19 protein-coding genes are annotated in these 26,097 nt (G+C 59.1%); 10 read left to right on the forward strand and 9 right to left on the reverse strand.

Annotated elements, in window-relative coordinates; translation table 11 throughout:
* Position 1 precedes the first annotated feature (1 nt).
* Entirely contained in the window at positions 2 to 319 is a 318-nt protein-coding gene (locus tag BLV61_RS24360; RefSeq protein ID WP_090467971.1) for a hypothetical protein, read from the reverse strand.
* Positions 320 to 733: 414 nt separating this feature from the next.
* On the reverse strand, positions 734 to 2,719 hold the full coding sequence (mnmC, locus tag BLV61_RS24365; protein ID WP_090467973.1) for a bifunctional tRNA (5-methylaminomethyl-2-thiouridine)(34)-methyltransferase MnmC2/FAD-dependent 5-carboxymethylaminomethyl-2-thiouridine(34) oxidoreductase MnmC1: 1,986 nt from the start codon (positions 2,717 to 2,719) through the stop codon (positions 734 to 736).
* A 211-nt stretch (positions 2,720 to 2,930) separates the two neighbouring features.
* On the opposite strand from mnmC, the gene pap reads away from it, so the two are divergent.
* From pap to BLV61_RS24380, 3 genes are all read left to right on the forward strand, one after another.
* Positions 2,931 to 4,454: a polyphosphate:AMP phosphotransferase gene (gene pap, locus BLV61_RS24370; protein ID WP_090467975.1), complete on the forward strand. Its 1,524-nt coding sequence runs from the start codon at positions 2,931 to 2,933 to the stop codon at positions 4,452 to 4,454.
* Positions 4,455 to 4,556: 102 nt separating this feature from the next.
* A complete protein-coding gene (locus BLV61_RS24375) occupies positions 4,557 to 5,741 on the forward strand; it encodes a thiolase family protein (protein ID WP_090467977.1) in 1,185 nt (394 codons plus the stop codon).
* 134 nt (positions 5,742 to 5,875) lie between these two features.
* Positions 5,876 to 6,835: a DMT family transporter gene (locus BLV61_RS24380; protein WP_090467979.1), complete on the forward strand. Its 960-nt coding sequence runs from the start codon at positions 5,876 to 5,878 to the stop codon at positions 6,833 to 6,835.
* 110 nt (positions 6,836 to 6,945) lie between these two features.
* Here the strand turns inward: BLV61_RS24380 and BLV61_RS24385 are convergent, their stop codons facing one another.
* Positions 6,946 to 8,340 carry a class II fumarate hydratase gene (locus BLV61_RS24385; RefSeq protein WP_090467981.1) on the reverse strand — a complete coding sequence of 465 codons (1,395 nt, stop codon included), beginning with the start codon at positions 8,338 to 8,340 and terminating at the stop codon, positions 6,946 to 6,948.
* A gap of 192 nt (positions 8,341 to 8,532) precedes the next feature.
* Here BLV61_RS24385 and BLV61_RS24390 point away from each other — a divergent pair, with 192 nt between their 5' ends.
* The 5 genes from BLV61_RS24390 to BLV61_RS24410 all read left to right on the forward strand — a co-directional run bounded on the left by BLV61_RS24390 (position 8,533) and on the right by BLV61_RS24410 (position 12,934).
* Positions 8,533 to 9,057 (forward strand): DUF2059 domain-containing protein, encoded by a 525-nt coding sequence (locus tag BLV61_RS24390; RefSeq protein ID WP_047527074.1) that lies wholly within the window; start codon positions 8,533 to 8,535, stop codon positions 9,055 to 9,057.
* A gap of 12 nt (positions 9,058 to 9,069) precedes the next feature.
* On the forward strand, positions 9,070 to 9,366 hold the full coding sequence (locus tag BLV61_RS24395) for a BolA family protein (protein WP_047527075.1): 297 nt from the start codon (positions 9,070 to 9,072) through the stop codon (positions 9,364 to 9,366).
* Positions 9,367 to 9,540: 174 nt separating this feature from the next.
* Entirely contained in the window at positions 9,541 to 10,482 is a 942-nt protein-coding gene (trhO, locus tag BLV61_RS24400; protein ID WP_047527077.1) for an oxygen-dependent tRNA uridine(34) hydroxylase TrhO, read from the forward strand.
* A gap of 39 nt (positions 10,483 to 10,521) precedes the next feature.
* On the forward strand, positions 10,522 to 11,124 hold the full coding sequence (locus BLV61_RS24405) for a DsbA family protein (protein ID WP_208604232.1): 603 nt from the start codon (positions 10,522 to 10,524) through the stop codon (positions 11,122 to 11,124).
* Positions 11,117 to 12,934, forward strand: a complete 1,818-nt coding sequence (locus BLV61_RS24410; protein ID WP_047527080.1) for an ABC transporter ATP-binding protein — start codon at positions 11,117 to 11,119, stop codon at positions 12,932 to 12,934. The genes BLV61_RS24405 and BLV61_RS24410 overlap by 8 nt, the downstream gene beginning before the upstream one ends.
* 1 nt (position 12,935) lies before the next feature.
* Here the strand turns inward: BLV61_RS24410 and BLV61_RS24415 are convergent, their stop codons facing one another.
* Entirely contained in the window at positions 12,936 to 17,573 is a 4,638-nt protein-coding gene (locus BLV61_RS24415; RefSeq protein ID WP_244159919.1) for a deaminase domain-containing protein, read from the reverse strand.
* Positions 17,574 to 17,754: 181 nt separating this feature from the next.
* Here BLV61_RS24415 and BLV61_RS24420 point away from each other — a divergent pair, with 181 nt between their 5' ends.
* Entirely contained in the window at positions 17,755 to 20,214 is a 2,460-nt protein-coding gene (locus BLV61_RS24420; RefSeq protein ID WP_090467986.1) for an EAL domain-containing protein, read from the forward strand.
* A 78-nt stretch (positions 20,215 to 20,292) separates the two neighbouring features.
* Positions 20,293 to 21,054 carry an iron-containing redox enzyme family protein gene (locus tag BLV61_RS24425; protein ID WP_219739221.1) on the forward strand — a complete coding sequence of 254 codons (762 nt, stop codon included), beginning with the start codon at positions 20,293 to 20,295 and terminating at the stop codon, positions 21,052 to 21,054.
* Between the two features lie 130 nt (positions 21,055 to 21,184).
* On the opposite strand, the gene BLV61_RS24430 is transcribed toward BLV61_RS24425, so the two are convergent.
* From BLV61_RS24430 to BLV61_RS24450, 5 genes are all read right to left on the reverse strand, one after another.
* Complete coding sequence (locus tag BLV61_RS24430) at positions 21,185 to 22,111, reverse strand: GGDEF domain-containing protein (RefSeq protein WP_047527084.1); 927 nt, start codon at positions 22,109 to 22,111, stop codon at positions 21,185 to 21,187.
* Positions 22,112 to 22,473: 362 nt separating this feature from the next.
* Positions 22,474 to 23,214 (reverse strand): YciK family oxidoreductase, encoded by a 741-nt coding sequence (locus BLV61_RS24435; RefSeq protein ID WP_047527085.1) that lies wholly within the window; start codon positions 23,212 to 23,214, stop codon positions 22,474 to 22,476.
* Positions 23,215 to 23,299: 85 nt separating this feature from the next.
* Positions 23,300 to 23,971, reverse strand: a complete 672-nt coding sequence (mupP, locus tag BLV61_RS24440; protein ID WP_090467988.1) for an N-acetylmuramic acid 6-phosphate phosphatase MupP — start codon at positions 23,969 to 23,971, stop codon at positions 23,300 to 23,302.
* Positions 23,972 to 23,975: 4 nt separating this feature from the next.
* Positions 23,976 to 24,674 (reverse strand): bifunctional 2-polyprenyl-6-hydroxyphenol methylase/3-demethylubiquinol 3-O-methyltransferase UbiG, encoded by a 699-nt coding sequence (gene ubiG / locus BLV61_RS24445; protein WP_007973655.1) that lies wholly within the window; start codon positions 24,672 to 24,674, stop codon positions 23,976 to 23,978.
* A gap of 58 nt (positions 24,675 to 24,732) precedes the next feature.
* Positions 24,733 to 26,067 carry a TRZ/ATZ family hydrolase gene (locus BLV61_RS24450; protein WP_047527087.1) on the reverse strand — a complete coding sequence of 445 codons (1,335 nt, stop codon included), beginning with the start codon at positions 26,065 to 26,067 and terminating at the stop codon, positions 24,733 to 24,735.
* Positions 26,068 to 26,097 lie beyond the last annotated feature (30 nt).

The following is a 26,097-nucleotide window of genomic DNA, read 5'->3' on the forward strand; positions in this document are numbered from 1 at the left end:
CTCACTGGCGCCTGGCTGCTTCAAGCTCTCTGCGCAGCCTATCGTTCTGGTCACGCACCATCGACAGGCTTTGAATTTCTGCCAGCTGCTCAGTGGTCTCCGCTTCAAGGTTGGCCATCCATGCCCGATTCTTCTGAAGCTCTGCGGATAGCTGGTCGTTCATCGCGACCAGGCTGGCGACGTTATCCTTGGCCGCCTGTAACTGACGTTTCAGGTCCTGGATGTCCTCTTCGAGCATGCTCGCGTAATGCTTGACGGTTTCAAGCCGGGTTGGCGTGCCGAGCCATTCGCTGGTGTCTTCGATTTCGTATAGGTCCATGGCCGTGCCTTATTAATACTGTTTGAATATACAGTAATAGAGGCGGTAGAAATTGGCGAGGGTGAAGCGACAGGATGTTGGTTTTGGGGGGGTGTGTTCATTCGGCAGAACGCCGGAGAGGAAGGTCTCGAATCTCGTACCAGATTCTGTACCACTTGATGTTCCCTTGAGGGCCTCTAAGGGGTCTCAATAAGCGCTGAAACCCCTTGTCTAGCGCCTTTTGAATACGCCAGCTAATCCGCACATAAATTCCTTACCGGTTTTTCCGTTGGGGAGGGTCATTCGATTACCGCGCCAAAGCGGCGGGTACTCAAAAACTGACCCGGCTGAATCCCTGGAGTTTTAGACCGATAAGTTATAAGGGCCGGATGGGCCGCCGTTTGGCTGAACGTCATCCGACCGCAAGGGGCTGCGTCAGGCGTTGGTTCGGCGAATCAGGCGCCGCAAGGCAAACCGGTTGGGATGGCAGGCTTCAGCCACGCTTCTGGGCAGTGGCAGGGGTTCGTCATCCAGCCAGGCCGCCAGCAGTTCCCCGGACAGCGGAGCGGTGATCAAGCCGCGCGAGCCGTGGCCGCTATTGATGTACAAGCCGTCCAGCCACGGGCATTCGACGTCCGGCACCTGTCGGGCGTCCTTGCTCAGCGCGGCATAGGCCTGGGTAAATGCATCGCTGTCTGCCAGGGGGCCGACGATCGGCAGATAGTCGGGGCTGGTGCAGCGAAAGGCGGCGCGACCCTGAAGGCTTTCGGGGTCCAGTTTGTCGATCTGCAGACGCGTGACCAGATCGTGGGAGATCTCTTCGAGCATGGTCAGATTGCCCAAGTGCTCGGCTGTGGTCGGCGTCAGGTCATCGCTCTTGAAGTCGAAACTGGCGCCCAGGGTGTGTTCGCCCAGACGCGCCGGGGCAACATAGCCTTCGGCACAGACCACCGTGTTCAGCGCATGGCTCTGCGGGGTTTGCGGCAGGCGAGTGATTTGTCCGCGAATGCGCTTGAGCGGCAGTCCGGCGGTTTGGGGGAAGCGCTGGATCTCGGCAGCGCCGGCCAGCACCACCACCGGTGCACAGGCAAGCAACTGTTCGCCGTCCCAGGCCTGCCACTCGCCATCGACCCTGCGCAATTCCAGGGCATCGTGATGCGCGAGCAATTGAATCTGCGGATGCGCCATCTGCCATTGGCACAGCGCCGGCGGATGGACCCAGCCACCTTCCGGGTAGTAAAGGCCGCCCTGCGCCAGACCGATACCGGCCAGGGCTTGGGCCTGGGGCTGATCCAGCAGGTGCAGCAGGTCCGCGGGAAAGGCCTCGGCCAGTTGCAACTGACGTTCGGCTTCCTTGGCGTTGAACGCCAGTTGCAGCACGCCGCAATCGTCCCAGTCGGTGCTTCTCTGCAAGTGTTCGAGCTGGCGCCGGGTGTAGCCGAAACCACTGACGATCATTTGCGACAGCGTCGTGCCATGGGCCGATAGCTTGAGGTAAAGCACGCCTTGCGGGTTGCCCGAAGCCTCCTGTGCGACATCCTTGTGTCGCTCCAGCACGCTCACCTGCCAGCCCCGTGCAGCGAGACTGGCGGCACTGGCGCAACCGGCCAGCCCGGCACCGATCACCAGGGCGCGGCGTTCACCGGTCAGCACTACCGGTCGGGCAAACCAGGGCTTATCCGGCGCCGGAATGGCAACTTCATGGGGCCAGCCAAGGAACTCGCCGCGCAGGATTTCCCACTTGTGGCCGATGCCGGGTGTGCGTTTCATTTTAAAGCCGGCGGCATTGAGCAGGCGGCGGACCCAACCGGTGCTGGTGAAGGTGCTGATGGTCGAGCCCGGGGCGGCCAGGCGTGCCAGTTCGGCGAACAGTTCAGCGGTCCACATGTCGGGGTTTTTCGCCGGAGCAAAGCCATCGAGAAACCAGGCGTCGATCCGGGCGTCCAGTTGCGGCAATTGCTCCAGTGCATCGCCGATGAGCAGCGTCAGGGTCACCCGGCCATTGGCCAGTGTCAGGCGCTGGAACCCTTGATGGATCGCAACGTATTGCCCCAGCAATTGATCGGCAAGGGGCTTGAGCTCTGGCCACAGTGCCAGGGCCCGTTGCAGATCGGCCGGGCTCAAGGGGTATTTTTCGACACTGACAAAGTGCAATCGGGCATCAGTCGCCGCGTGTTGCTCGAACACCTGCCAGGCACACAAAAAATTCAGCCCGGTGCCGAAACCGGTCTCGCCAATCACCAGGCGACCGCCCTGGGGCAACGCGGCGAAGCGTTCCGCCAGGCGGTTCTGTTCGATGAACACATAGCGGGTTTCGTCCAGCCCCGACTTGTCGGAGAAATACACATCGTCGAACACTCGCGAATACGGGCGACCTTGGTCGTCCCAGTCGAGTTGGGCGTGGGGCATTACAGGTTTCATGGCAGGCTCGGCAACGGCAAGGCGGCCATTCTAGCCGATCGTGGGCGGGGTGCTTGATCCATGGCAATTGCCGCGTTACGGCTGTCAGGGAAAATCGCTGTTTTGTGGCGAGGGGCAAGCCCCCTCGCCACAAAAATGGATCGCGCGGAAATTCTCGGTTGGCCTCTAGTCCAATCCGCTAGTCTTGCTCACATCTGGAAGGGAGTCATTCATGTTCGAATCTGCTGAAATCGATCACGTGATCGACAAAGAAACCTATGACACCGAAGTGCCGGCCCTGCGTGAAGCCTTGCTCGAAGCGCAATTCGAGTTGCAGCAGCAAAAGCGTTTTCCGGTGATCATTTTAATCAACGGTGTTGAAGGCGCCGGCAAGGGCGAGACGGTCAAACTACTCAACGAATGGATGGACCCGCGCCTGATCGAGGTTCGCACCTTCGATCAGCAAACCGACGAAGAACTGGCGCGACCACCGGCCTGGCGCTACTGGCGGATGCTCCCGGCCAAGGGGCGCATGGGGGTCTTCTTTGGCAACTGGTACAGCCAGATGCTGCAGGGGCGGGTGCATGGCGCGTTCAAGAACGCTCGACTGGATCAAGGCATCAATGGTGCCGAGCGCCTGGAAAAGATGCTGTGCGATGAAGGCGCCTTGATCTTCAAGTTCTGGTTTCACCTCTCCAAGAAGCAAATGAAGGATCGTCTCAAGGCCTTGGCCGATGACCCGCTGCACAGCTGGCGCATCAGTCCACTGGACTGGCAGCAATCGCAGACTTACGACAAGTTTGTGAAATATGGCGAGCGCGTTCTGCGTCGCACCAGCCGTGATTACGCGCCGTGGCATGTGATCGCCGGGATGGATCCGCGCTATCGCAGCCTGGCGGTGGGCAGGATTTTGCTCGAAGGCCTGCAAGGCGCCCTGAACCGGCCGACGATTCACCCCGACAAAGTCAGCGCCGCGCCATTGCCCGTCAGCGTCGATCATGTGAACTTGCTCGATAGTCTTGACCTGACGTTGCACCTGGACAAAGAGGAATATGAAGAGCAACTGATCACCGAGCAGGCACGGTTTTCCGGGTTGATGCGTGACAAGCGCATGCGACGCCACGCACTGGTAGCGGTGTTCGAAGGCAATGACGCGGCGGGCAAGGGCGGGGCGATCCGCCGGGTCGCCGCGGCGCTCGATCCGCGCCAGTACAACATTGTGCCGATTGCCGCGCCGACCGAAGAAGAGCGGGCGCAGCCGTATCTCTGGCGTTTCTGGCGGCATCTTCCAGCCCGAGGTAAATTCACCGTGTTCGACCGTTCCTGGTATGGCCGGGTGTTGGTGGAGCGCGTTGAAGGCTTCTGTAGCCCGGCCGACTGGTTGCGCGCCTACAGCGAAATCAACGATTTCGAAGAGCAGATCGCCGATGCCGGCGTGATCGTGGTCAAGTTCTGGTTGGCCATCGATAAGCAAACACAAATGGAGCGTTTCCAGGCGCGCGAGAATATTCCCTTCAAGCGCTTCAAGATCACCGAGGATGACTGGCGCAATCGCGATAAATGGGATGACTACCGCGGCGCCGTCGGCGACATGGTCGACCGCACCAGTACCGAGATTTCGCCCTGGACCCTGGTGGAAGCCAATGACAAGCGCTGGGCGCGAGTGAAGGTCTTGCGCACCATCAACCTGGCACTGGAGCAAGCATTCGAAAAGTCCGACAAACATGAACGCAAGGCACAGAAAAGCAAGAAATGAACCGATGGTTACGCATACGCGAGGTGAATGATTGTCGCGGTCGGTAATTGAGTGAGCTTATGCTCGGGTCACTCTCAACCGACAACAACAATGAGGTATGCCATGCGTGAAGTGGTGATCGTCGACAGCGTGCGGACTGGCCTGGCCAAATCCTTTCGCGGCAAATTCAACATGACCCGTCCCGACGACATGGCGGCTCACTGTGTCAACGCCTTGTTGAAACGCACGGGTATCGACCCGGCCAGCGTCGAGGACTGCATCGTCGGCGCCGGTTCCAACGAAGGTGCCCAGGGCTACAACATCGGTCGCAATGTCGCCGTGCTGTCGCAACTGGGTATCGGCACCGCCGGCATGACCCTCAACCGCTTCTGTTCGTCGGGCTTGCAGGCGATCGCCATCGCCGCCAACCAGATCGCTTCGGGCTGCAGCGATATCATCGTGGCCGGTGGCGTCGAGTCGATCAGCCTGACCATGAAAAGCGTCAACACGGACAACCTGATCAACCCGCTGCTCAAGGAGCAGGTGCCGGGTATCTATTTTCCAATGGGCCAGACTGCGGAAATCGTCGCTCGCCGTTACAGCGTCAGCCGCGAAGAGCAGGACCTGTATGCCCTGCAAAGCCAGCAACGTACGGCTCAGGCCCAGGCCGCCGGGCTGTTCGACGATGAAATCGCGCCGATGGCAGTGAAATATCGCGTTGAAGACAAGGCCACCGGTCAGGTGCAGATCGTTGAGGGGGTGGTGGATCGCGATGACTGCAACCGACCCGACACCTCGCTGCAAAGTCTGGCTGCTCTGAACCCGGTGTTTGCCGAGGACGGCTCGGTGACGGCCGGCAACTCTTCGCAGTTGTCTGACGGAGCGTCCATGACCTTGGTAATGAGCCTGGAAAAGGCCCTTGAACTGGGGCTCAAGCCGAAAGCGTTCTTCCGGGGTTTTGCCGTGGCCGGATGCGCGCCGGATGAAATGGGCATTGGCCCGGTGTTTTCGGTGCCCAAGCTGCTCAAGGCAAAAGGCTTGCGGATCGCCGACATCGACCTGTGGGAGCTCAATGAAGCGTTCGCCTCGCAGTGCCTGTACGCGCGTAATCGCCTGGAAATCGATAACGACAAATACAACGTCAATGGCGGCTCGATTTCCATCGGCCATCCCTTCGGTATGACCGGATCGCGTCAGGTGGGTCACCTCGTTCGCGAGTTGCAGCGACGTAACCTGCGCTACGGCATCGTCACCATGTGCGTGGGCGGCGGGATGGGGGCTACCGGATTGTTCGAGGCCGTGCGTTAAACAGCCTGGGCTGGCCGTCAAATCCATGATGCGACCTGCACAGTTTCATTAGCGGCCAGACGCAAACTGTCCCTGTGTGTCACACGAGGGTGCGCCTAGAATGAGGGTTCTTGAACGTTCGCGCTGGGGATCACATGCACATTTCATCGGGTCGCTGGGTTTACGGTCTGTTCCTGGCCTTGTTGACCGCGTTGCTGTGGGGAATCCTGCCGATCAAGCTCAAGCAGGTATTGCTGGTGATGGACCCGGTCACGGTGACCTGGTTTCGCCTGATGGTGTCCGGTGGCTGCCTGTTCATCTACCTGGCGGCGACCCGGCGTTTGCCCAGTCGCCGAGCGCTCGGCCCGCGCGGTGGCTGGCTGGTGTTGATGGCGGTGCTCGGGCTGGTGGGCAACTACGTGTTGTATTTGATGGGCCTGAACCTGCTCAGCCCCGGCACCGCGCAACTGGTGGTGCAGATGGGGCCGATTATGTTGCTGATCGCCAGTGTGTTCGTGTTCAAGGAGCGCTTCAGCCTGGGGCAAGGGATTGGCTTGCTGGTGCTGCTGGTCGGTTTCGCCCTGTTTTTCAATCAACGCTTGAGTGAGCTGCTGACCTCCTTGACCGATTACACCGCCGGCGTGCTGATGGTGCTGCTGGCGTCCACGGTCTGGACCTTTTATGCGCTGGGGCAAAAGCAATTGCTCACGGTGTGGAATTCGTTGCAGGTGATGATGGTGATCTACCTGTTCTGCGGATTATTGCTGACGCCTTGGGTGCATCCGCTCGAAGCGCTGCAATTGAACCCGCTGCAAGGCTGGCTGCTGCTGGCCTGCTGTATGAACACCCTGATTGCCTACGGCGCCTTTGCCGAAGCGTTGGCCCATTGGGAAGCATCCCGGGTCAGTGCGACCCTGGCGATTACACCTCTGGTGACCTTCGGTGCCGTGGCCCTGGCGGCCTTGTGGTGGCCCGAGTACGTGCATGCCGAGACGATCAATGGCCTGGGCTATGGCGGGGCGGTGCTGGTGGTGCTGGGGTCGGCGTTGGTGGCGTTGGGGCCTTCTCTGATTGCGGGACTCAAGGCACGGAAAGTGCTGATGGCAGCGAGCTAATTCGCGTTATCGTTCATCGCGAGCAGGCTCGCTCCCACATTTGACCGCGTGCACTGTTCAATGTGGGAGCGGGCTTGCCCGCGATTACGGACTCTCAGGCGCTACAAAAATCAGCCCTTGGCGCCAGCCTCCAGCATATTCTCCGGCCGCACCCATGCGTCGAACTGTTCATCAGTCAGGTACCCCAGCTCAATGGCTGCCTCACGCAGGGTCTGCCCTTGCGCGTAGGCTTTCTTGGCAATTTCCGCCGATTTGTCGTAGCCGATGTGCGGGTTCAGCGCGGTCACCAGCATCAACCCCTGTTCCAGGTGTTCCGCCATTTTCTCGGCATCCGGCTCCAGGCCGGCGATGCAATGCTGCTGGAAGTTGCTGCAGCCGTCGCCCAACAGACGGATCGATTGCAGCAAGTTGTGGATGATCACCGGTTTGAACACGTTCAGTTGCAAATGCCCCTGACTCGCGGCGAAACCGATGGTGACGTCGTTGCCCAGCACCTGACAGGCCAGCATCGACAACGCTTCGCATTGGGTCGGGTTGACCTTGCCGGGCATGATCGAGCTCCCCGGTTCGTTGGCCGGCAGTTTTACCTCGGCCAATCCGGCACGTGGCCCGGAACCCAGCAGGCGCAAGTCGTTGGCGATTTTCATCAGCGTCACGGCGAGGGTTTTCAACGCGCCTGACAGCGTGGTCAGCGGCTCGTGGCCTGCCAGCGCGGCGAATTTGTTGGGCGCGGTGACGAACGGCAGGCCGGAAAGCGCTGCCAGCTCTGCTGCGATGGCCTCACCGAAACCGTGGGGCGAATTCAACCCGGTACCCACCGCGGTACCGCCCTGGGCCAGTTCGCAAACCGCCGGCAGCGCGCTGCGGATCGCTCGTTCGGCGTAATCCAGTTGCGCGATGAATGCCGAGATTTCCTGGCCGAAGGTAATCGGCGTCGCGTCCATCATGTGCGTGCGGCCGGTCTTGACCAGCTTCATGTGGCGCGCCGCCAGCTCGGCCAGGCCGCCCGACAATTCGTTGATCGCCGGCAGCAGATGATGTTGCACGGCCTGGGCCGCAGCAATGTGCATGGCGGTGGGGAAGCAGTCGTTGGAGCTCTGGGAGCGATTGACGTGATCGTTGGGGTGCACAGGCGACTTTCCGCCGCGCGGGTTGCCGGCCAGCTCGTTGGCGCGCCCGGCGATCACTTCGTTGACGTTCATGTTGCTCTGGGTACCGCTACCGGTTTGCCAGACCACCAGGGGAAACTGATCGTCATGGCTGCCATCGAGCACTTCATCGGCTGCTTGTTCGATCAATCGGGCGATGTCGGCGGGCAAATCGCCATTACGGTCGTTGACCCGGGCGGCCGCTTTCTTGATCAGCGCCAGGCCATGGAGCACGGCCAGCGGCATGCGTTCGGTGCCAATGGCAAAGTTAACCAGTGAGCGTTGCGTCTGAGCGCCCCAGTAGGCTTCATCCGGGACTTCAACCTGGCCAAGGCTGTCGGTTTCGATACGGCTCATCGGTCACACTCCTGTCAGTTCGATTGCGCAGTTTAGGCCGTGATCGACGGCCGTGGTTCCATCAGTCGGGATTGTGCCCATTGAACCCCTCTAAATCAGGCGCGACAAGGCTTGGGGTTGAGTGACACACTTTTTTAGGCGCAGAATGGTCGTCCTTGGGGTTTTACCTCGCCTGCTAGAAAAGGAAACTCGATGACTCGTCTTCGTGCCATCTGTACCGCGGTTGCACTGGTTTGCGCCAGCGGCCAGGTTTTTGCCGATACCGCCAGCCACAACGCCAGTGCCGAGGCCTTCCTGACCCTGGCGCACGCTGACAAATTGGGCACTCCGGTGTACATGCAAGTTCAGCAGATGTTCGCTCAACGCTTCGAGCAAACCAAAGCCCCGGAATCGAAAAAAGCCGTACTCGAAACCTACCAGGCCAAGGCTAACGCCGCCCTGGACCAGGCCATCGGCTGGAACAAGCTCAAACCGGACATGGTCAAGCTCTACACCAGCAACTTCTCCGAGTCCGAACTCAAGGACCTGGTAGCGTTCTACCAGTCGCCACTGGGCAAGAAAGTCCTGGAAAAAATGCCGCAGCTGACCCAGCAATCGGCCCAGATGACTCAAGCCAAGCTGGAAAGCGCAGTACCGGTGGTCAACAAGCTGCTGGCTGACATGACCGCCGAGCTGACGCCGAAAGACGCGACCGCTCCAGCCAAGAAAAAGCCTTAAGCGGAGTCTGGTATGACCATGCAACAACGCATCGAATCGACGCTGGGGCTGCTGCAGCCCCAGCATCTGCAGGTGCTGGATGAAAGCCATATGCACAGCCGCGGGTTGCAGACCCACTACAAGGCTGTCGTGGTCAGTGAGCAGTTTGCCGGGCTCAATCGCGTCAAGCGTCACCAGAAGGTCTATGCCACGCTGGGCGAGTTGATGGGCGAGTTCCACGCGTTGGCGCTGCATACCTACACGCCAGAAGAGTGGGCACAGATCGACGCGGCTCCGGCTTCGCCGACTTGTGCAGGTGGCAGTCATTAAAGTGATGGGCTGATGGGCTGTTGTGGCGAGGGAGCAGGCTCCCTCGCCACAACGTCATCTCGCCGTCCTAAATCACACGGTTTTTGTTAGAATATGCAACGCGCCGCTCACCCGGCGCGTTTTTTTTCGTATCCGGTTCACCCCTTACGAGGGTAGCCACCTGGAGAATCACCCATGACACAACAGATTGTCGTGGCGGCACTGTATAAGTTCGTCACCCTGGAAAATTACGTCGACCTGCGCGAGCCCCTGCTCAAGGCGATGGTCGACAACGGCATCAAAGGCACCCTGCTGATCGCCAATGAAGGCATCAACGGCACCGTGTCCGGCAGCCGCGAAGGCATCGACGGGCTCATGGCCTGGCTCAAGAACGACCCGCGCATGGACGACATCGACCATAAAGAGTCGTACTGCGACGAGCAGCCGTTCTACCGCACCAAAGTCAAACTCAAGAAAGAAATCGTCACCCTCGGCGTGGAAGGCGTGGACCCGAACAAAAAGGTCGGCACTTACGTTGATCCGCAGGACTGGAACGCGCTGATCAGTGATCCGGAAGTGTTGTTGATCGATACCCGAAACGACTATGAAGTGTCGATTGGTACCTTTGAAGGCGCGATCGACCCGAAAACCACCAGTTTTCGCGAATTCCCCGACTACATCAAAGCCAACTTCGACCCGGCCGTGCACAAGAAGGTCGCGATGTTCTGCACCGGCGGCATTCGTTGTGAAAAGGCCTCGAGCTATATGCTCAGCGAAGGCTTCGATGAGGTCTATCACCTCAAGGGCGGCATCCTGAAGTACCTCGAAGAGGTGCCGCAGGAAGAAACCAAATGGCAGGGGGACTGCTTCGTGTTCGACAATCGCGTGACCGTTCGCCACGATCTGAGCGAAGGCGACTACGATCAGTGCCACGCCTGTCGTACGCCGGTCAGCGTCGAAGACCGTGCATCCGAACATTACGTGGCCGGTATCAGTTGCCCGCATTGCTGGGACAAACTGAGCGAGAAAACCCGTCGCAGCGCCATCGATCGGCAAAAGCAGATCGAGCTGGCCAAGGCTCGCAACATGCCTCACCCGATCGGCTACAACTACAAGCAAATCACCTCCGAGGCTTGAATCATGTCTGCATGTCGCCTGCTCTACTTGATGGACCCGATGTGTTCCTGGTGCTGGGGCTTTGCCCCGGTGGCCAACGCGCTGGTCGAGCAGGCGCAGGCAGCAGGAGTGCACGTGCACCTGGTGGTGGGCGGTTTGCGTACCGGCAGTGGCGCGGCGCTTGAACCGACCACGCGGCGTTACATCCTCGAGCATTGGCAGGCGGTCACCGAGGCCACCGGCCAGCCGTTCAAACTGGAAGGGGCCTTGCCGGATGGATTCGTCTACGACACCGAGCCCGCCTGTCGGGCGCTAGTGACGGCGCGCAGCCTGGCGCCGGATTGTGCGTGGAAACTGCTCGGCCTGATTCAGCAGGCGTTTTATGCCGAAGGTCGCGATGTCACCCACGCCAGCGTTCTGGTTGAGCTGGCGGAGCGTGCCGGCCTGCCGCGCATCGAGTTCGCCGCCGCTTTCGACCGTGCCGATATGCACGCCGCTACGGCTGCCGATTTCACGTGGGTCCAGGACCTGGGCATTGCCGGTTTCCCGACCTTGCTGGCTGAGCGAAATGGTCAATTGGCGCTGCTGACCAATGGTTACCAGCCGCTCAGTGTACTTTCCCCGCTGCTCGGCCGCTGGCTGGAGCGCGCTGCCTGTGCATGATCTGCCCGACGATAGCGCGACGGTAAAACGTGTCGATCGGTTGAGCTGGGCGGAAATTCGTCGTCTGGCGCTTCATCACAAAAAGTCCCTGTGGATCGCCAACGGCGTGGCCGTGCTGGCGACGCTTTGCAGTGTGCCCATCCCCTTGCTCTTGCCATTGCTGGTGGACGAAGTGTTGCTGGGGCATGGTGACGCTGCGCTGAAAATCATGAACCACGCGCTGCCGGATGCCTGGCAGAAGGCTGCGGGTTACATCGGCCTGATGCTGCTGGTGACCCTGACGCTGCGCTGTGCCGCCTTACTGTTCAACGTGGTGCAGGCGCGGTTGTTCGCGGCGCTGGCCAAGGACATCGTCTACCGCATTCGCATCCGGCTGATCGAGCGCCTCAAGCGTATTTCGCTGGGGGAATACGAAAGCCTGGGCAGCGGCACGGTGACCACGCACCTGGTCACCGACCTGGACACCCTGGACAAGTTCGTCGGAGAAACCCTCAGCCGTTTCCTCGTGGCCTTGCTGACGCTGGTGGGGACCGCGGGCATTCTGATGTGGATGCACTGGAAACTGGCGCTGCTGATCCTGTTGTTCAACCCGTTGGTGATCTACGCCACGGTGCAGTTGGGCAAGCGGGTCAAGCACCTGAAAAAGCTCGAGAACGACAGCACTTCGCGCTTCACCCAGGCGCTGACCGAAACCCTCGATGCGATCCAGGAAGTGCGTGCTGGCAACCGTCAGGGTTTCTTCCTTGGTCGCCTGGGGCTGCGGGCCAGAGAAGTCCGTGATTACGCGGTGAGCTCCCAGTGGAAAACCGATGCCTCAAACCGGGCCAGTGGCTTGCTGTTCCAGTTCGGCATCGATATTTTTCGTGCCGCTGCAATGCTGACGGTGCTGTTTTCCGACCTGTCCATCGGCCAGATGCTCGCGGTGTTCAGCTACCTGTGGTTCATGATCGGGCCGGTTGAACAACTGCTGAACCTGCAATACGCCTATTACGCTGCGGGCGGTGCCCTGTCGCGAATCAACGAACTGCTGTCCCGCGCCGATGAGCCGGAGTACCCGAAAGGGGTCGATCCGTTCAACGGCCGCGAGACGGTGGGCATCGAGGTTCAGGGCTTGAGTTTTGGCTACGGCGACGAACTGGTGCTGAACCAGATGAACCTGTCCATCGCCCCCGGCGAGAAAGTCGCGATCGTCGGCGCCAGCGGGGGTGGCAAGAGCACCCTGGTGCAACTGCTGCTGGGCTTGTACACGCCACTGGCCGGCACCATTCGCTTCGGCGGTTCGACTCAGCAAGAGATCGGTCTGGAGACTGTCCGGGAGAATGTCGCCGTGGTCCTGCAACACCCGGCGCTGTTCAACGACACCGTGCGCGCCAACCTGACCATGGGCCGTGAACGCAGTGACGAGGCTTGCTGGCATGCGCTGGAAATCGCGCAGTTGCACGCCACGATTCGTGACTTGCCCAATGGCCTGGACAGCATCGTCGGACGCTCCGGCGTGCGTTTGTCCGGTGGCCAGCGGCAACGCCTGGCGATCGCGCGGATGGTGTTGGCCGAGCCGAAAGTGGTGATCCTCGACGAGGCCACTTCAGCGCTGGATGCTGCCACCGAATACAACCTGCATCAGGCGATGGCACGGTTCCTGAGTAACCGCACCACGCTGATCATCGCCCACCGGCTGTCGGCAGTGAAACAAGCCGACAGGGTGCTGGTGTTCGACGGCGGGAAAATCGCCGAGGATGGCGACCATCAGCAGTTAATCGCTGATGGTGGCCTGTATGCCAAGCTGTATGGGCATTTGCAGCGGTTGTAGGTTAACTCCACAGTACCTGGAGCGCGTTTTCCCCGCCGTCATAACCGAAATTTTTCATCACGATCGAGCACGATTCGCACGGGGGCATCGTCGTGGCGATATTGACGGACTTGATCGCCTTGGGGTCGGGGTACTTTTCCCGAATCACTTGGATCAACTTGCTTTCGCTGTCCAGTGACGTCGGTTTTTTCGACTGCACTGGCTTGTAGGTGCCGATGTCCTTGATGGTCGTCGGCACGGCCAGCAACTTGCCTTCATCGGTCACTTTGAGAGAGGTGTAGGGAAAGTTCTGATTCATGTCGATGTTGAAGTAGGTTGATTCGCCGACCCGAACCGAATCCGCTCCAAGATTCTGTTTGAACAGCGGCAAGTGCCCGGTCGCTCGCTGGGCGCCGGAAACGCTGACGTAGATTTCCCGTTGCCCACTGCTGGTCATGACCTCGGCGTAGGCAATGTTTCTCGGATTGAAGGAGCGTTGGCGCTTGGGGGTCAACTGGTGCAGCTTCTGCATGGTCTGGTTGATCCTTAGTGCGCTGTTGGCCTTGCTGGCGTCGATCGTCGGCGACATGAACAGCGTATCGAAGATACTGGCGGTGCGCTGACGCAAGTCCTCCGGAGCATCCTTGCTCCTGCTCCATGTCGTGGCGCCTTCGGGCAGTCGAGTGACGATCATTCGGGTTGAATGATCGAACATCAGTGCTTCTCCGGGACTGGTGTCGACCTTCAGGAATTTCATGTTGCCCGGAGGGTTAGGGGCCGTTCCGATCGGAATGGCGATTTCGTCCATGGTTTTCATCGCGAGCTCAAGGGCTTCTTTACTGTGCATGCGTGCGATGTTGTTGGCGCTCAATGACCCGGTGTACACCGTTAGCAGTTCCGCACCCAAGGTGCCTTCAGCCATGTCAGCCTTCAACAGGCGTTTCAATGTCAGCGGCTCGCTCAGGCTTTGCCCTTTGGGCACTGTCGCAAAGTAATACTTGTCGGTATTGATTCGGCTGAAGACATAAGTACTCGATTCATCTTTGGACGGCACCAGAATGGCCCCGATCCGGTGCGGGTCATCGGCGCCCTCGTAAACCCCCTTGACCTCGATACGGCCATAAATACCTTTGCGGAACATCAGGGTGGCCGGCATCTCGTGGCGAGGCACCAGCCACTTCTTGGTAAAGCCAAGTGTGGTGATGTCGCCTCTGTACAGCGTCGGGATGTTGTCGATGATCTGATAAAGATTGCCCTCATGGGTTACAAACTGGCCGTCATGACCGGGTCGGCTAACCGCTTCGGACACCCGGTCGCCAAACCAGGGCGCGTAACCTTTGGTTTCGTCGAACGAGCCGACTTCCGGTGTCGAGGCGGGTGTCCCTGTCACAAAACTATTGAGGCATTCGCTGCCGTTGTTTGGCGCGCGGCGTGGCCGGCAGGGGACTAACGTCAATGCGCTGCTGTCATCGATCATCTCGACGCGGCGCAGTTCTTCGCCGTCCAGACGGTACGGGACGTCGTCGATGAAGACTGTCGTGCGCCCATCGATGTCGAACTGGTAACGAACGTGTGCCTGTTCCGGGAGTTCAAAGAAAACCAGCTCGTCGGTTTTCTTCACGATGTCGTAGCTTGAGCGACCGAGTGAAAGTTCATGGTTCTGCGGAGTGAGTCGAGGTCCATAGGGGCGGGTGGACAGCGGGTCAACCAGGTAGTGGTGGCCGTCGATCTTTCGAACCGGCACATCTTCGATGCCTTTGACAATACCCAGCTCGTCGGCATCCGTCAGCGGTTTCCAGCGTCCCGGTTCGGTGGCCTGAGGCAGGCTGCTGACCAAGTCGTAGCTATCGGCCTTGCCGGCGAGTTTTTTTAATTGGAACACTGCCCGTCTTTCCAGGAAGACGACTGCACGTCCGGCGCCTTTTACGCCCCTGCCAACGAGCCGCAGCAGATCCACTGAACCGTCCAGGGGGTTGAGGTTCTTCAAGCTCGAAGTCAACAGTTTGCCGGACAGCTTCACCATTCGCGGCAATGTCGAGCGAATCCCCAATCTGCCAGCTCGTGCGGCCAGCCTGATGCTGCCTGCGGCGAACTTACCCAAGGGAACTGCAAATGACAGGATATCGAGCACCAGGCCGATTGCGCCGAGAACGCGATCACCGAATTTGTCCGATTGAAGGTCTTCGATGCTCCCCCAGAATGGCAGGAATCCCTTGACGCTGTGAAGCCAGTGTTTTTCCTCGAGATGGCGTTCGTATGGGGTCACTCCCCAAGCCTCTCGACGCACCTCCTTTTCATCCAGGTAAAGCAGGTGTGTAGCAATGAAGGACGCGATTTGTTGCGTGCGAGGGGATGTCAGCGTGAGGTTGGGAGAAATGTCGTGATCTGCCGACGGCGTTCGAGAAGGGGGGAGGGCGTCGCCGAGTGGGTCAAGAATCGCGAGGCAGGTGGCTCCTGATTTCGGCGGCGAGCCGGTTGCATGGGCATCCTGGTCGAATGGCAAGCGGTGTTTGCGTATGGCGATGTAGGAGGCATAGTCCTCCTCGACAAGGCGGTTGACGAAAAAATAATGACCACGGTCGCCACCGACATGGGCGGTTGTCACATCGGCGCGCGGTCTTATGACGCCGGCACGGGGCAGGCACTCGTAGAAGCGCACGGCGTTTTTGTAAGTGGCTTGCAGCACAAACCCCATGCGTGCCCTAAGCGGCAGAGTGTGTGCTGCAGTTTCTTCATCGGCCTTGCGCCCGGTTTCATCCCTGAGGCTGAGTACCCTGACTTCACCATGTTCCAGCGCCTTGCGATCGGCCCACGGCAATGTGACCAGCAGGCTTTTGATCAGCAGTTCGTAGGCTGCTTTTGATTTGGCGAGGTAGCTTTTGAATTGCTCGTCGAATAGAACGGCAATATCAGGCAGGGTGCGGTTGCGTGGTAGTAAGGTGATGGAGCGAGCATCGGAATCTACCGGGCCCGATTCAAACGTGCGGTCAGTGGACAGTCTGATCCAATCCCTGGCGGTCTTGCCGTCGTCAGTGATGTACCACTTGTTATCAGCGTTCAAGCCGCCTGAGGCGTACACCTCCAGCAAGGGCCAGGTTTTCTGCGGCAGGTCGGTGGATTCCATGATGTTGCGCTCAACGCGCTTGCCCGACCGATAGAGGTTGCGCATCACGCGGATGCGCAGCGGGTCCGGGCTAACGCCGGTGGCGAATGCCAGTTTCAGCTGTTGTTCTGCCAGCTTCAGCCGTTTTGGAGCGGAGATATCGAGTTGGACAATTGCCTCGTTCAACTGCACCTGGTGGTCTTCCAGCGCTTGCAAGGCTTTCAGTCTGCTTTCCTGAACATCGCCAGTTTGCGCGCTCGGTTCCACTGCATCGATCGCTTGCGCGCAGGTCAGCGCCGCTGGAACACGCGTCAGGGCGATTAACTGGAGCAGGGCTTTACTGGCGTTCTGGCTTTTTTTTAATGGTAGATCGGTGATTTGCTGGAAGGTCAGTCGTTGCAACAGGGTTGGGTCCAGTGCATGAGCGAGATGGGCGCCGTGAACGAAATTGACCCAGACGACAGAGGTGGCATAGGGCAAGTCGTGGGGAATGTCGCGCACCTGGAATTCAACTGGAAACCTGGCTTGACAGAGCCTGCCCAGCAGCGCTGTTTCGATCGGCGATCGCGTACGAAGTGAATCTTCCAGGTGTTGCCGGAAGTGCTTGAGGATATCGGGGTAGCTTTTGCCGTGGTTGGCGCGATGTTGCAATTGATAGCGGGCAATGCTGTGTGACGCATCGGTAAGCGTCAGGAAGTACCACAGTCGCAACGCCTCCAGCAGCAGTTTTGCGCCGATCTCAGGCACTGTTTTTTCATCGGAACGGCTGCCGTACCAATTGAGTGTTTTCAGCAGGCGTTGGCCCAGGTCACGTGCTTTTGGGGTGTCGAGCAAGCGCCCAAGGCAGGCGGTGGGTTGGGTGGCCAGTTGGTGTGGTGTCATCGGTGGTGTGACTTCTCTGGCCAGGATGTCGATGACGGAACGGGCTTCTTTTGTGACGATTTCGCTGACGACATTGAGCATCAAGATGTGCTGGTGCTGTTCTATCAGTTCACTGATTTGCAGTCCCTGTTCCAGGTTCAATCGGTGAATGGCGCGTTTCTCCTCCATCTGTTCAATCAGTCGGGTCAGGGAGTCCGTGTTTTGTTCAGCAGGCAAGGCGAGGCCGTAATACTTCAAGACCTGCGGCAGGGGCAACACCCTGTCGCTGCGTATGTATCCACCTATGCCCACAAGCGCTCGCTGAAAGGCGCGAATCTCGCCAGTGGACTTTGTTACATCCTTGATCGTATGTGTATCGACGGTGCCATCATTGTGGCTCGTCAAAAATACGCACTGATCGCCGATACCACTGACTTCCGTCAGGAGTCCTTTAAGTGGTCGAAGATGCACAGACAAGGCGTTGTCACTGGTGTCTTCGAAGAACGTGCGCAAAAGCGTTTTCGTGCGCTCGTACTCAAGTGTCAAGGGCGAGTCCGCAGAGGGGGACAGGTAGAATCCATGCAGGTCGGAGGCTCTCGTCCTGACGGCTTGTAACGCGCTCAGTATTGTCTCGTACTCGGCCTGTTGGCCGGCATGCCGTTGAGCTGGGGTGGGCGCAGCAGTTGCAGTTTGCATGGGAAAGCGACTCTTAAATGGTTGAGAGTCGTCAGTCTCAGAGTTTAGTTCACTGCGGATGCGGTACATATGTAGTGCATGTTGTACCGTGTCTGGCTTGCCGGAAGCGGGATCGCCCCCTAGTCTAGCTGTAGCGATTTCGTCCGGAAGACGAGCAAGCAGTGCTAATGCAAGGGACCTCATGAATCAAACGCGGACACTCGGAACGCCACGGTTGTTGGGCATCGTCTGGCCATTTATCGCCGTTGTGGTGTTTCAAGCCCTATTGGGTGGCGTTAGCCTATATGTGCTGTCGGCGGTTCGCGGCTATGTCGCCGGTGAAAGCTTGTGGTCCAAAGGCCAAAAAGACGCCATCTACTACCTCAATCTCTACGCGGACAGTCGTGACGAGTCGATTTTCCGCAAATACCAGGACGCGATGGCCGTGCCTCAGGGCGGTCACGAGTTGCGGGTAGCACTGGATCATCAACCGCCGAACATCGAAGCGGCGCGCCTGGCGATTCTCAAGGGTGGGAACCACCCGGATGACGTTCCCAGTCTGATCTGGCTGTACCTCAATTTCCGCCATTTCAGTTACCTCGAGAAGGCTATCGATCTCTGGACGGTGGGTGATTCGTATCTGGTCAAGCTTGATGATGTTGCGCAGGACATGCACCGGCACATTGCCGCTGGTCCGGCCTCCGAGGCCGACATCAAGAACTGGAAGGCGCAGATATTTGCAATCAATGTTGAAGTGACTCCGGCAGCGAAAGCTTTCAGTGACGCATTGGGAGAGGGATCTCGGGTCATTCTCCGGCTGTTACTGGTGACCAACCTCGCCACCGCCCTTGGCCTGATTGCGCTGGCCTTGATGCGCACCCACAAGTTGCTCAAACAACGTCATGCCTTCGCCGATGCCTTGCAGCTCGAGAAAGACCGGGCGCAGATCACCCTGCAATCGATTGGCGACGCGGTGATCACCACGGATGTCGACGGCGCAATTGCCTACATGAACCCGGCGGCCGAGACATTGACCCACTGGAAGGCCGAGCAGGCGACGGGTTTGCCGCTGGCGGCGCTGTTCAATCTGCTGGACGAGAATGCCCACACCGACGGATTCACGTTGATCGAGCGAATTCTGAGCGGTCAGCTCAGCGGTGGCAGTGAACATTCCAAATTGATTCAACGCCTCGATGGCAGCACGGTGTCGGTCACGCTGGTTGGCGCGCCGATCCGCAATGCCGGCAACGTCAGCGGCGCCGTACTGGTGCTGCACGACATGACCCAGGAACGGCAATACATCGCCAATCTGTCCTGGCAGGCTACCCATGACGCATTGACCGGGCTCGCCAACCGTCGCGAGTTCGAGTATCGCCTGGAGCAGGCGCTACACTCGCTGGGGCGGCAGACCGGGCGTCACGCCTTGATGTTTCTCGATCTGGATCAATTCAAGCTGGTCAACGATACCTGCGGCCATGCGGCGGGAGACGAATTGCTGCGGCATATCTGCGCGCTGTTGCAATCAGGATTACGCGAAGGCGATACCCTCGCTCGGCTGGGCGGCGACGAGTTCGGCATCCTGCTGGAAAATTGTGGGTTGGAGGTGGCGGAAAAAATTGCCGAGAGCCTGCGCCAGACCGTACAGGATCTGCACTTTGTCTGGAAAGGTCGACCTTTCGTGACCACCGTCAGTATCGGACTGGTTCATGTTGCGCAACATCCGTCCACACTCGAGGCCTCGTTGCGCGCTGCCGACATGGCCTGCTACATGGCCAAGGAAAAAGGTCGTAACCGGGTTCAGCTCTATCATCCCGATGATTCGGAACTGTCCCTGCGTTTCGGCGAAATGGCTTGGGTGCAGCGCTTGCACATGGCCTTGGAAGAAGATCGCTTCTGCCTGTATGCCCAGGAAATCGCGCCGCTTGGCCGTACTGAAGCGGGCAGCGGACACATTGAGATTCTGCTGCGTCTGCATGACGAGGCCGGGCGCATGATCTTGCCCGACAGCTTTATTCCGGCGGCCGAGCGTTATGGTCTGATGAACTTGATTGATCGCTGGGTCGTGCAAAACGTATTCAAGATCATTGCCCAATGTCGTGCCGAAAAGCGTCAGGGGCCTTTGGCCATGTGTGCGATCAATCTGTCAGGCACCACCATCGGAGATGAAGCTTTTCTGGACTTCCTGCGTGAACAGTTCGTTACTTATTCAATACCGGCCGAAATGATTTGTTTTGAAATTACTGAAACCAGCGCCATTTCAAATTTGGGCAGCGCGATCAGATTCATCAATGAACTCAAAGGCTTAGGCTGCCATTTTTCGCTGGACGATTTTTGCGCCGGTATGTCCTCATTCGCTTACTTGAAACATTTGCCTGTAGACTTCCTGAAGATCGACGGGAGTTTCGTAAAGGATATGCTGGACGACCCGATTAACCGCGCCATGGTCGAGGTGATCAATCATATCGGTCATGTCATGGGTAAGCGTACGATTGCCGAGTTTGTCGAGACGCCTCAGATCGAGCAGGCATTGCTGGAGATCGGGGTGGATTACGCTCAAGGGTATCTCATCGAGCGCCCGCAACTGTTTACCTGCGATAGTTTGCAAAGTCGTCCCGCCAGGCCTCAGCCTTTGTTGTTCAGGGCGCCTGGCACGTTCCGTTGAAATCTCTTGCTGATCCCAACAATCACAATCAAAAGGAGCTCGACAGTGATCGACACATTCAACCGAACCGGACCACTCATGGAAGCTGCAAGTTATCCCGCCTGGGCCCAACGATTGGTCCAGGACTGCAGCGAGAGCAAGCGCCGGGTCGTCGAACACGAGCTGTATCAGCGCATGCGTGACAACACGCTCAGTGCAAAGACCATGCGCCAGTACCTGATAGGTGGCTGGCCGGTGGTTGAACAGTTCGCGTTATACATGGCACAAAACCTGACCAAGACCCGGTTTGCCCGCCACCCAGGCGAGGATATGGCGCGTCGCTGGTTGATGCGCAACATTCGCGTCGAATTGAACCACGCCGATTACTGGGTGAACTGGAGCCGTGCTCACGGCGTCACTCTGGAAGATCTGCAGGCGCAACAGGTAGCCCCTGAACTTCACGCCTTGAGCCATTGGTGCTGGCACACCAGTTCCTCGGACTCGCTGATCGTGGCCATTGCGGCCACCAACTATGCCATTGAAGGCGCAACCGGGGAGTGGTCGGCGCTGGTCTGTTCCAATGGCGTCTATGCGGCGTCGTTTCCCGAGGAAGAGCGCAAACGAGCGATGAAGTGGCTGAAGATGCATGCTCAGTATGACGATGCTCATCCATGGGAAGCGCTGGAAATCATCTGCACACTGGCAGGCATGAATCCGAGCAAATCCCTGCAGACGGAATTGCGCCAGGCTGTGTGCAAGAGCTACGACTACATGTTCCTGTTCCTGGAGCGCTGCATGCAGCTGGAACACGCGGAAAGAACGCCGGTAGCCCGTGAGCGATTGGCACTGGCCGAGAGCTGATCTGAATGACTGTGGGAGCCAGCTTGCTCGCGATGGCGGCTTAATATTCAATAAAGAAGCTGAGTGTGACAACGCTATCGCGAGCAAGCTCGCTCCTACATCGGTCTTTCGCTGCCATTGAAGTGAAGGCTCAGCCCGCCATCGTCAAACGGTTACGCCCTTCGCGCTTGGCCACATAAAGCGCATTGTCGGCCCTGCGCAACAGGCTCTCCACAGACTCGCCGGGCAACAGGGTCGAGCAGCCGATGCTGACGGTCAGCCCGACCAGACGGCCATCAGCCAAAAAGTCCTCGGTTTGCGCCGCCAACCGCAGTCGTTCGCCAACCATGGCCGCTGCTTCCCGGGCGGTGTTCGACAGCAGGATCAGGAACTCTTCCCCGCCATAGCGAAACACCATGTCTACGTTACGCAACTGGCCCTTGATCGACGCGGCAACGGCCTTGAGCACGTCATCGCCGGCACTGTGCCCGTGGGTGTCGTTGATCTGCTTGAAGTGATCGATGTCCAGCATCAATAGCGACAGCGGTTGCAGATGGCGCCGAGACAGTTCGATTTCCCGCTGCAGCGTCTGGTCCATGGCGATACGGTTGCCGGTGTCGGTCAGTGGATCGCGCAATGCGCTCCGGGTGGCGGCACGGTAAAGCAAGGCGTTGCGCATCGGATAAAGCAGCGAGGCCAGCAGCGATTCGAGGTTGCCCTGTTCTGGCTCGGTGAAGCGTTGATTGCGGCGAAACACCAGTTCACCCAGGTGTTCGCCTTCATGACTGAGGTTGTAACTGATGGAGTGATGACCGCGTTGGCCGAACTCCAGGCGCAAGTCGCTGCTGTTGTGCTGGTAGCTCAAGGAATCGAGTGGAACGAGTCGCTGAATTTCGCGGTAAAACAGTCCGAGAATGCGTTGTGGCTCAAGACTGGTTTGCAGTTGCAGGCTCAGTTGCTGGCGCAGTTGCGCAAGACTGGGAGGTCTTTCCAGGGTGGTTTGCTGCTGACCAAAACCCAGGCGTTGCAATTTGGCGCTATCGAAGTCAATTGCGTTGGTCTGGGAAGGTGATTTCATATGGTGTGCGCCCCTGAGCAGTAAGGCTGTCTTACAAGCTGGGTGAGAGCGGCTTTGGGCTGCGCGTCATACTGGTCCGTCAGTCCCGTAGGACATCTCTTACAAGTCTAATCTGCTTTATCGCGGTTTTGTAACCCGTCGAGTTAAGCCCCGCTTGCCTGCTTTCACACTGCCTGTTTGAACAAAGGTACAGCGAAAGTCATGCCAGAGCGTTCGATTAAATGAAAAACATTTAGAAATCAATGTGTTAACTGCGGCAGAAACGGTGGAGGACACTTGTGCGGCATTTGTTTGACTGAAAAACCGCTGAACCGTAAGTGCCGCGACGGGAAGCCGGCGCGGCACAAAAGCGACGCACGGTATTACTGGGCGTTGAATGCCTGGCCGTTGATACCTGTGCTGTCCGGACCCATCAGGTAGAGGTAGACCGGCATGATTTCCTCGGGCGTCGGGTTGTTCAGCGGGTTTTCCCCCGGATACGCTTGGGCGCGCATGCTGGTCCGGGTGGCGCCCGGATTGATGCTGTTGGAGCGTACGGGGGCCACGGTATCGACTTCATCGGCCAGCGTTTGCATCAGGCCTTCGGTGGCGAACTTCGAGACACCGTAAGCGCCCCAGTACGCACGGCCCTTGCGTCCGACGCTGCTGGAGGTGAATACCACCGAGGCGTCCCGGGACAGCTTGAGCAGTGGCAACAGTGTGCTGGTCAGCATGAACATGGCGTTGACGTTGACTTGCATGACCCGCATGAAGTTTTCGCCGGACAGTTGTTCGATCGGCGTGCGTGGGCCGATGATTGACGCGTTGTGCAGCAGGCCATCGAGGTGGCCGAATTCGCTTTCGATCATCGCCGCCAACTCATCGTATTGATGGGGCAGGGCGGTTTCCAGATTGAACGGGATCACCGCGGGTTGCGGATGGCCAGCCGCTTCGATTTCGTCGTAGACCTGAGTCAGATTGGCTTCGGTCTTGCCCAGCAACAGTACGGTAGCGCCATGGGCTGCATAGGCTTTCGCGGCGGCGGCGCCTATGCCACGACCGGCGCCGGTGACCAGGATGACCCGGTCCTTGAGCAAATCAGGGCGAGCGGAATAATCGAACATAAAAACCTCACAGCAAATTCAACAAGAAGCGGAGACCGAACCTGTGGTGAGGGATCAAGCTCCCTCACCACCAAGGCAGCTTTGGTCAGCAGCTACAAAGGGCGCTATCGAGCACCTTGCGCAACTCCAGCGGATGATCGACCACCACGTCCGCGCCCCAGTGCCGCGGGTTGTCGTCCGGGTGGATGTAGCCGAAAGTCACCGCTGCCGTCCTGGTACCCGCATCGCGGCCCGATTCGATATCGCGCAAATCATCGCCGACGAACAAGACGCTGGCCGGGTGGAGGTCGAGCATCTTGCAGGCGAGGATCAGTGGCTCGGGGTCCGGTTTGCTGTTCTTCACGTGGTCCGGACAGATCAGCAGGGCCGAACGCTCGGCCAGCCCGAGCTGCTGCATGATCGGTTCGGCGAAACGCAGTGGCTTGTTGGTGACCACGCCCCAGATCAGGTTGGCGCTCTCGATGTCGGCCAGCAGTTCGCCCATGCCGTCGAATAGCTTGCTGTGCACGGCACAACCCACGAGGTAGCGCTCAAGGAATTCCAGGCGCAGCTCTTCGAAGCCTGGGGACTCAGGGTCCATGGAGAAGGTCACGGCGACCATCGCCTTGGCGCCACCGGAAATCTCATCGCGAATATGTTTGTCGTTGATCGGCGGCAAGCCGCGATCGGCACGCATCGCCTGACAGATCGCAATGAAGTCCGGCGCGGTGTCGAGCAGGGTGCCGTCCATGTCGAATAGAACTGCTCTGATACGCATCGGCTTACTCCTCGCGCAGGGTCTGGATCATGTAGTTGACGTCAACGTCGGCTGCCAGTTTGTAGTGCTTGGTCAGCGGATTATAGGTCAGGCCGATGATGTCCTTGACCGTCAGGCCAGCCATGCGGCTCCAGGCGCCAAGCTCGGAAGGGCGGATGAATTTCTTGAAGTCGTGGGTGCCGCGCGGCAGCAGCTTCATGATGTATTCGGCGCCGACAATGGCGAACAGGTAGGCCTTCGGGTTGCGGTTGATGGTGGAGAAGAACACCTGGCCGCCGGGTTTGACCATGCGGAAGCAGGCACGGATGACCGAGGAGGGGTCCGGCACGTGTTCGAGCATCTCCAGGCAGGTGACTACGTCGAATTGCTCCGGCATTTCCTCGGCCAGGGCTTCGGCGGTGATCTGCCGGTATTCGACGTTCACGCCGGACTCCAGTTGATGCAACTGCGCGACCGCCAGCGGCGCTTCGCCCATGTCGATGCCCGTCACCGTAGCGCCCCGCTGGGCCATGGCTTCGCTGAGAATGCCACCGCCGCAGCCGACATCGAGGACTTTCTTGCCGGCCAGGTTGACGCGTTCGTCAATCCAGTTGACTCGCAGCGGGTTGATGTCGTGCAGGGGTTTGAATTCGCTTTCACGATCCCACCAGCGGTGCGCCAGGGCTTCGAATTTGGCGATTTCGGCGTAGTCGACGTTGCTCATGGTTTAAGTCCTCTAAAACTTGAAAAATCCTGTTGCCCCGGTTTTCGTTCCGGGGAGCTTACGATTCATTGCGACCGCTGATGCGCTGGCCCCAGGCCTTGGCGGTAGCGATCAACTGTTGTTCATCCAGGCGTGTCAGGCGCCGGTCGTCCAGCAGTTGCTGGCCGGCGACCCAAAGGTGTTTCACGCTGTCCCGGCCGGTGGCATAGATAAGCTGCGAAACAGGGTCATAGACTGGTTGTTGGGCCAGCCCGGAGAGGTCGAATGCCACCATGTCCGCGGCTTTGCCGAGTTCCAGGGAGCCGACCTCGGCTTCGATCCCCAGGGCGCGTGCACCGTTGAGCGTGGCCATGCGCAGGGCGCGATGGGCATCCAGCGCGGTGGCCGAGCCGGCGACCGCCTTGGCCAGCAGGGCGGCGGTGCGGGTTTCACCGAGCAGGTCCAGGTCGTTATTGCTGGCCGAGCCGTCGGTGCCGACCGCGACATTCACGCCAGCCTGCCACAGGCGTTCCACCGGGCAGAAACCGCTGGCCAGCTTCAGGTTCGACTCCGGGCAATGAATCACGCTGGTGTTGCTTTCTACCAGCAGGGCCAGGTCTTCCTCGCTGATCTGGGTCATGTGAACGGCCTGGAAGCGCGGCCCGAGCAGGCCCAGTCGCGCGAGGCGAGCCAGCGGACGTTCTCCGCGCTGCTCAATCGACTGCTGCACCTCGAACGCGGTTTCATGCACGTGCATGTGGATCGAAGCGTCGAGTTCTTCGGCGATCACGCGGATTTTTTCCAGGTTTTCGTCGCCCACGGTATAGGGGGCATGGGGGCCGAAGGTGACTTTGATGCGGTCATGGTGCTTGAGGTCGCCGAACAACTCGATGCCCTGACGAATGGCTTCGTCCGCCGTGCTGGCGCCGGGAATGGGGAAATCGAGAATCGGGATCGCGATCTGTGCGCGAATGCCGCTCTTATGCACGCGCTCGGTGGCAACCTTCGGGAAGAAATACATGTCAGAGAAGCAGGTGATGCCACCTTTGATCTGCTCGGCGATGGCCAGATCCGTGCCGTCGCGGACAAACTCCTCGTCGACCCATTTCGCTTCGGCTGGCCAGATGTGGTTTTCCAGCCAGGTCATGAGCGGCAGGTCATCGGCCAGGCCGCGGAACAGGGTCATCGCCGCATGTCCGTGAGCATTGATCAGGCCGGGGCTGAGCAAGATGTCCGGCAGTTCTCGCACTTCGCTTGCATTAAGCTTCAGGGCGGCGGAACGTGGGCCGATGAAGACAATGCGTCCGTCGCGGATGCCCAGGGCATGGTCCTTGAGGACAACGCCAGCGGGTTCGACGGGTACCAGCCAGGTCGGCAGTAATAACAGGTCGAGCGCAGCGGCAGTGTTCGGCATCGAGGGTCGGTTCCAGTGCTTTTGTAAAGG

The sequence above is a fragment of the Pseudomonas mohnii genome (assembly GCF_900105115.1).
GTDB classification, from domain to species: Bacteria; Pseudomonadota; Gammaproteobacteria; order Pseudomonadales; family Pseudomonadaceae; genus Aquipseudomonas; species Aquipseudomonas mohnii.

Excerpts from the sequence above, each read along its gene's own strand:
- BLV61_RS24360 (WP_090467971.1), bottom strand. The coding sequence starts at position 319 with ATGGACCTATACGAAATCGAAGACACCAGCGAATGGCTCGGCACGCCA.
- mnmC (WP_090467973.1), bottom strand. The coding sequence starts at position 2,719 with ATGAAACCTGTAATGCCCCACGCCCAACTCGACTGGGACGACCAAGGT.
- pap (WP_090467975.1), top strand. The coding sequence starts at position 2,931 with ATGTTCGAATCTGCTGAAATCGATCACGTGATCGACAAAGAAACCTAT.
- BLV61_RS24375 (WP_090467977.1), top strand. The coding sequence starts at position 4,557 with ATGCGTGAAGTGGTGATCGTCGACAGCGTGCGGACTGGCCTGGCCAAA.
- BLV61_RS24380 (WP_090467979.1), top strand. The coding sequence starts at position 5,876 with ATGCACATTTCATCGGGTCGCTGGGTTTACGGTCTGTTCCTGGCCTTG.
- BLV61_RS24385 (WP_090467981.1), bottom strand. The coding sequence starts at position 8,340 with ATGAGCCGTATCGAAACCGACAGCCTTGGCCAGGTTGAAGTCCCGGAT.
- BLV61_RS24390 (WP_047527074.1), top strand. The coding sequence starts at position 8,533 with ATGACTCGTCTTCGTGCCATCTGTACCGCGGTTGCACTGGTTTGCGCC.
- BLV61_RS24395 (WP_047527075.1), top strand. The coding sequence starts at position 9,070 with ATGACCATGCAACAACGCATCGAATCGACGCTGGGGCTGCTGCAGCCC.
- trhO (WP_047527077.1), top strand. The coding sequence starts at position 9,541 with ATGACACAACAGATTGTCGTGGCGGCACTGTATAAGTTCGTCACCCTG.
- BLV61_RS24405 (WP_208604232.1), top strand. The coding sequence starts at position 10,522 with ATGTGTTCCTGGTGCTGGGGCTTTGCCCCGGTGGCCAACGCGCTGGTC.
- BLV61_RS24415 (WP_244159919.1), bottom strand. The coding sequence starts at position 17,573 with ATGCAAACTGCAACTGCTGCGCCCACCCCAGCTCAACGGCATGCCGGC.
- BLV61_RS24420 (WP_090467986.1), top strand. The coding sequence starts at position 17,755 with ATGAATCAAACGCGGACACTCGGAACGCCACGGTTGTTGGGCATCGTC.
- BLV61_RS24425 (WP_219739221.1), top strand. The coding sequence starts at position 20,293 with ATGGAAGCTGCAAGTTATCCCGCCTGGGCCCAACGATTGGTCCAGGAC.
- BLV61_RS24430 (WP_047527084.1), bottom strand. The coding sequence starts at position 22,111 with ATGAAATCACCTTCCCAGACCAACGCAATTGACTTCGATAGCGCCAAA.
- BLV61_RS24435 (WP_047527085.1), bottom strand. The coding sequence starts at position 23,214 with ATGTTCGATTATTCCGCTCGCCCTGATTTGCTCAAGGACCGGGTCATC.
- mupP (WP_090467988.1), bottom strand. The coding sequence starts at position 23,971 with ATGCGTATCAGAGCAGTTCTATTCGACATGGACGGCACCCTGCTCGAC.
- ubiG (WP_007973655.1), bottom strand. The coding sequence starts at position 24,674 with ATGAGCAACGTCGACTACGCCGAAATCGCCAAATTCGAAGCCCTGGCG.
- BLV61_RS24450 (WP_047527087.1), bottom strand. The coding sequence starts at position 26,067 with ATGCCGAACACTGCCGCTGCGCTCGACCTGTTATTACTGCCGACCTGG.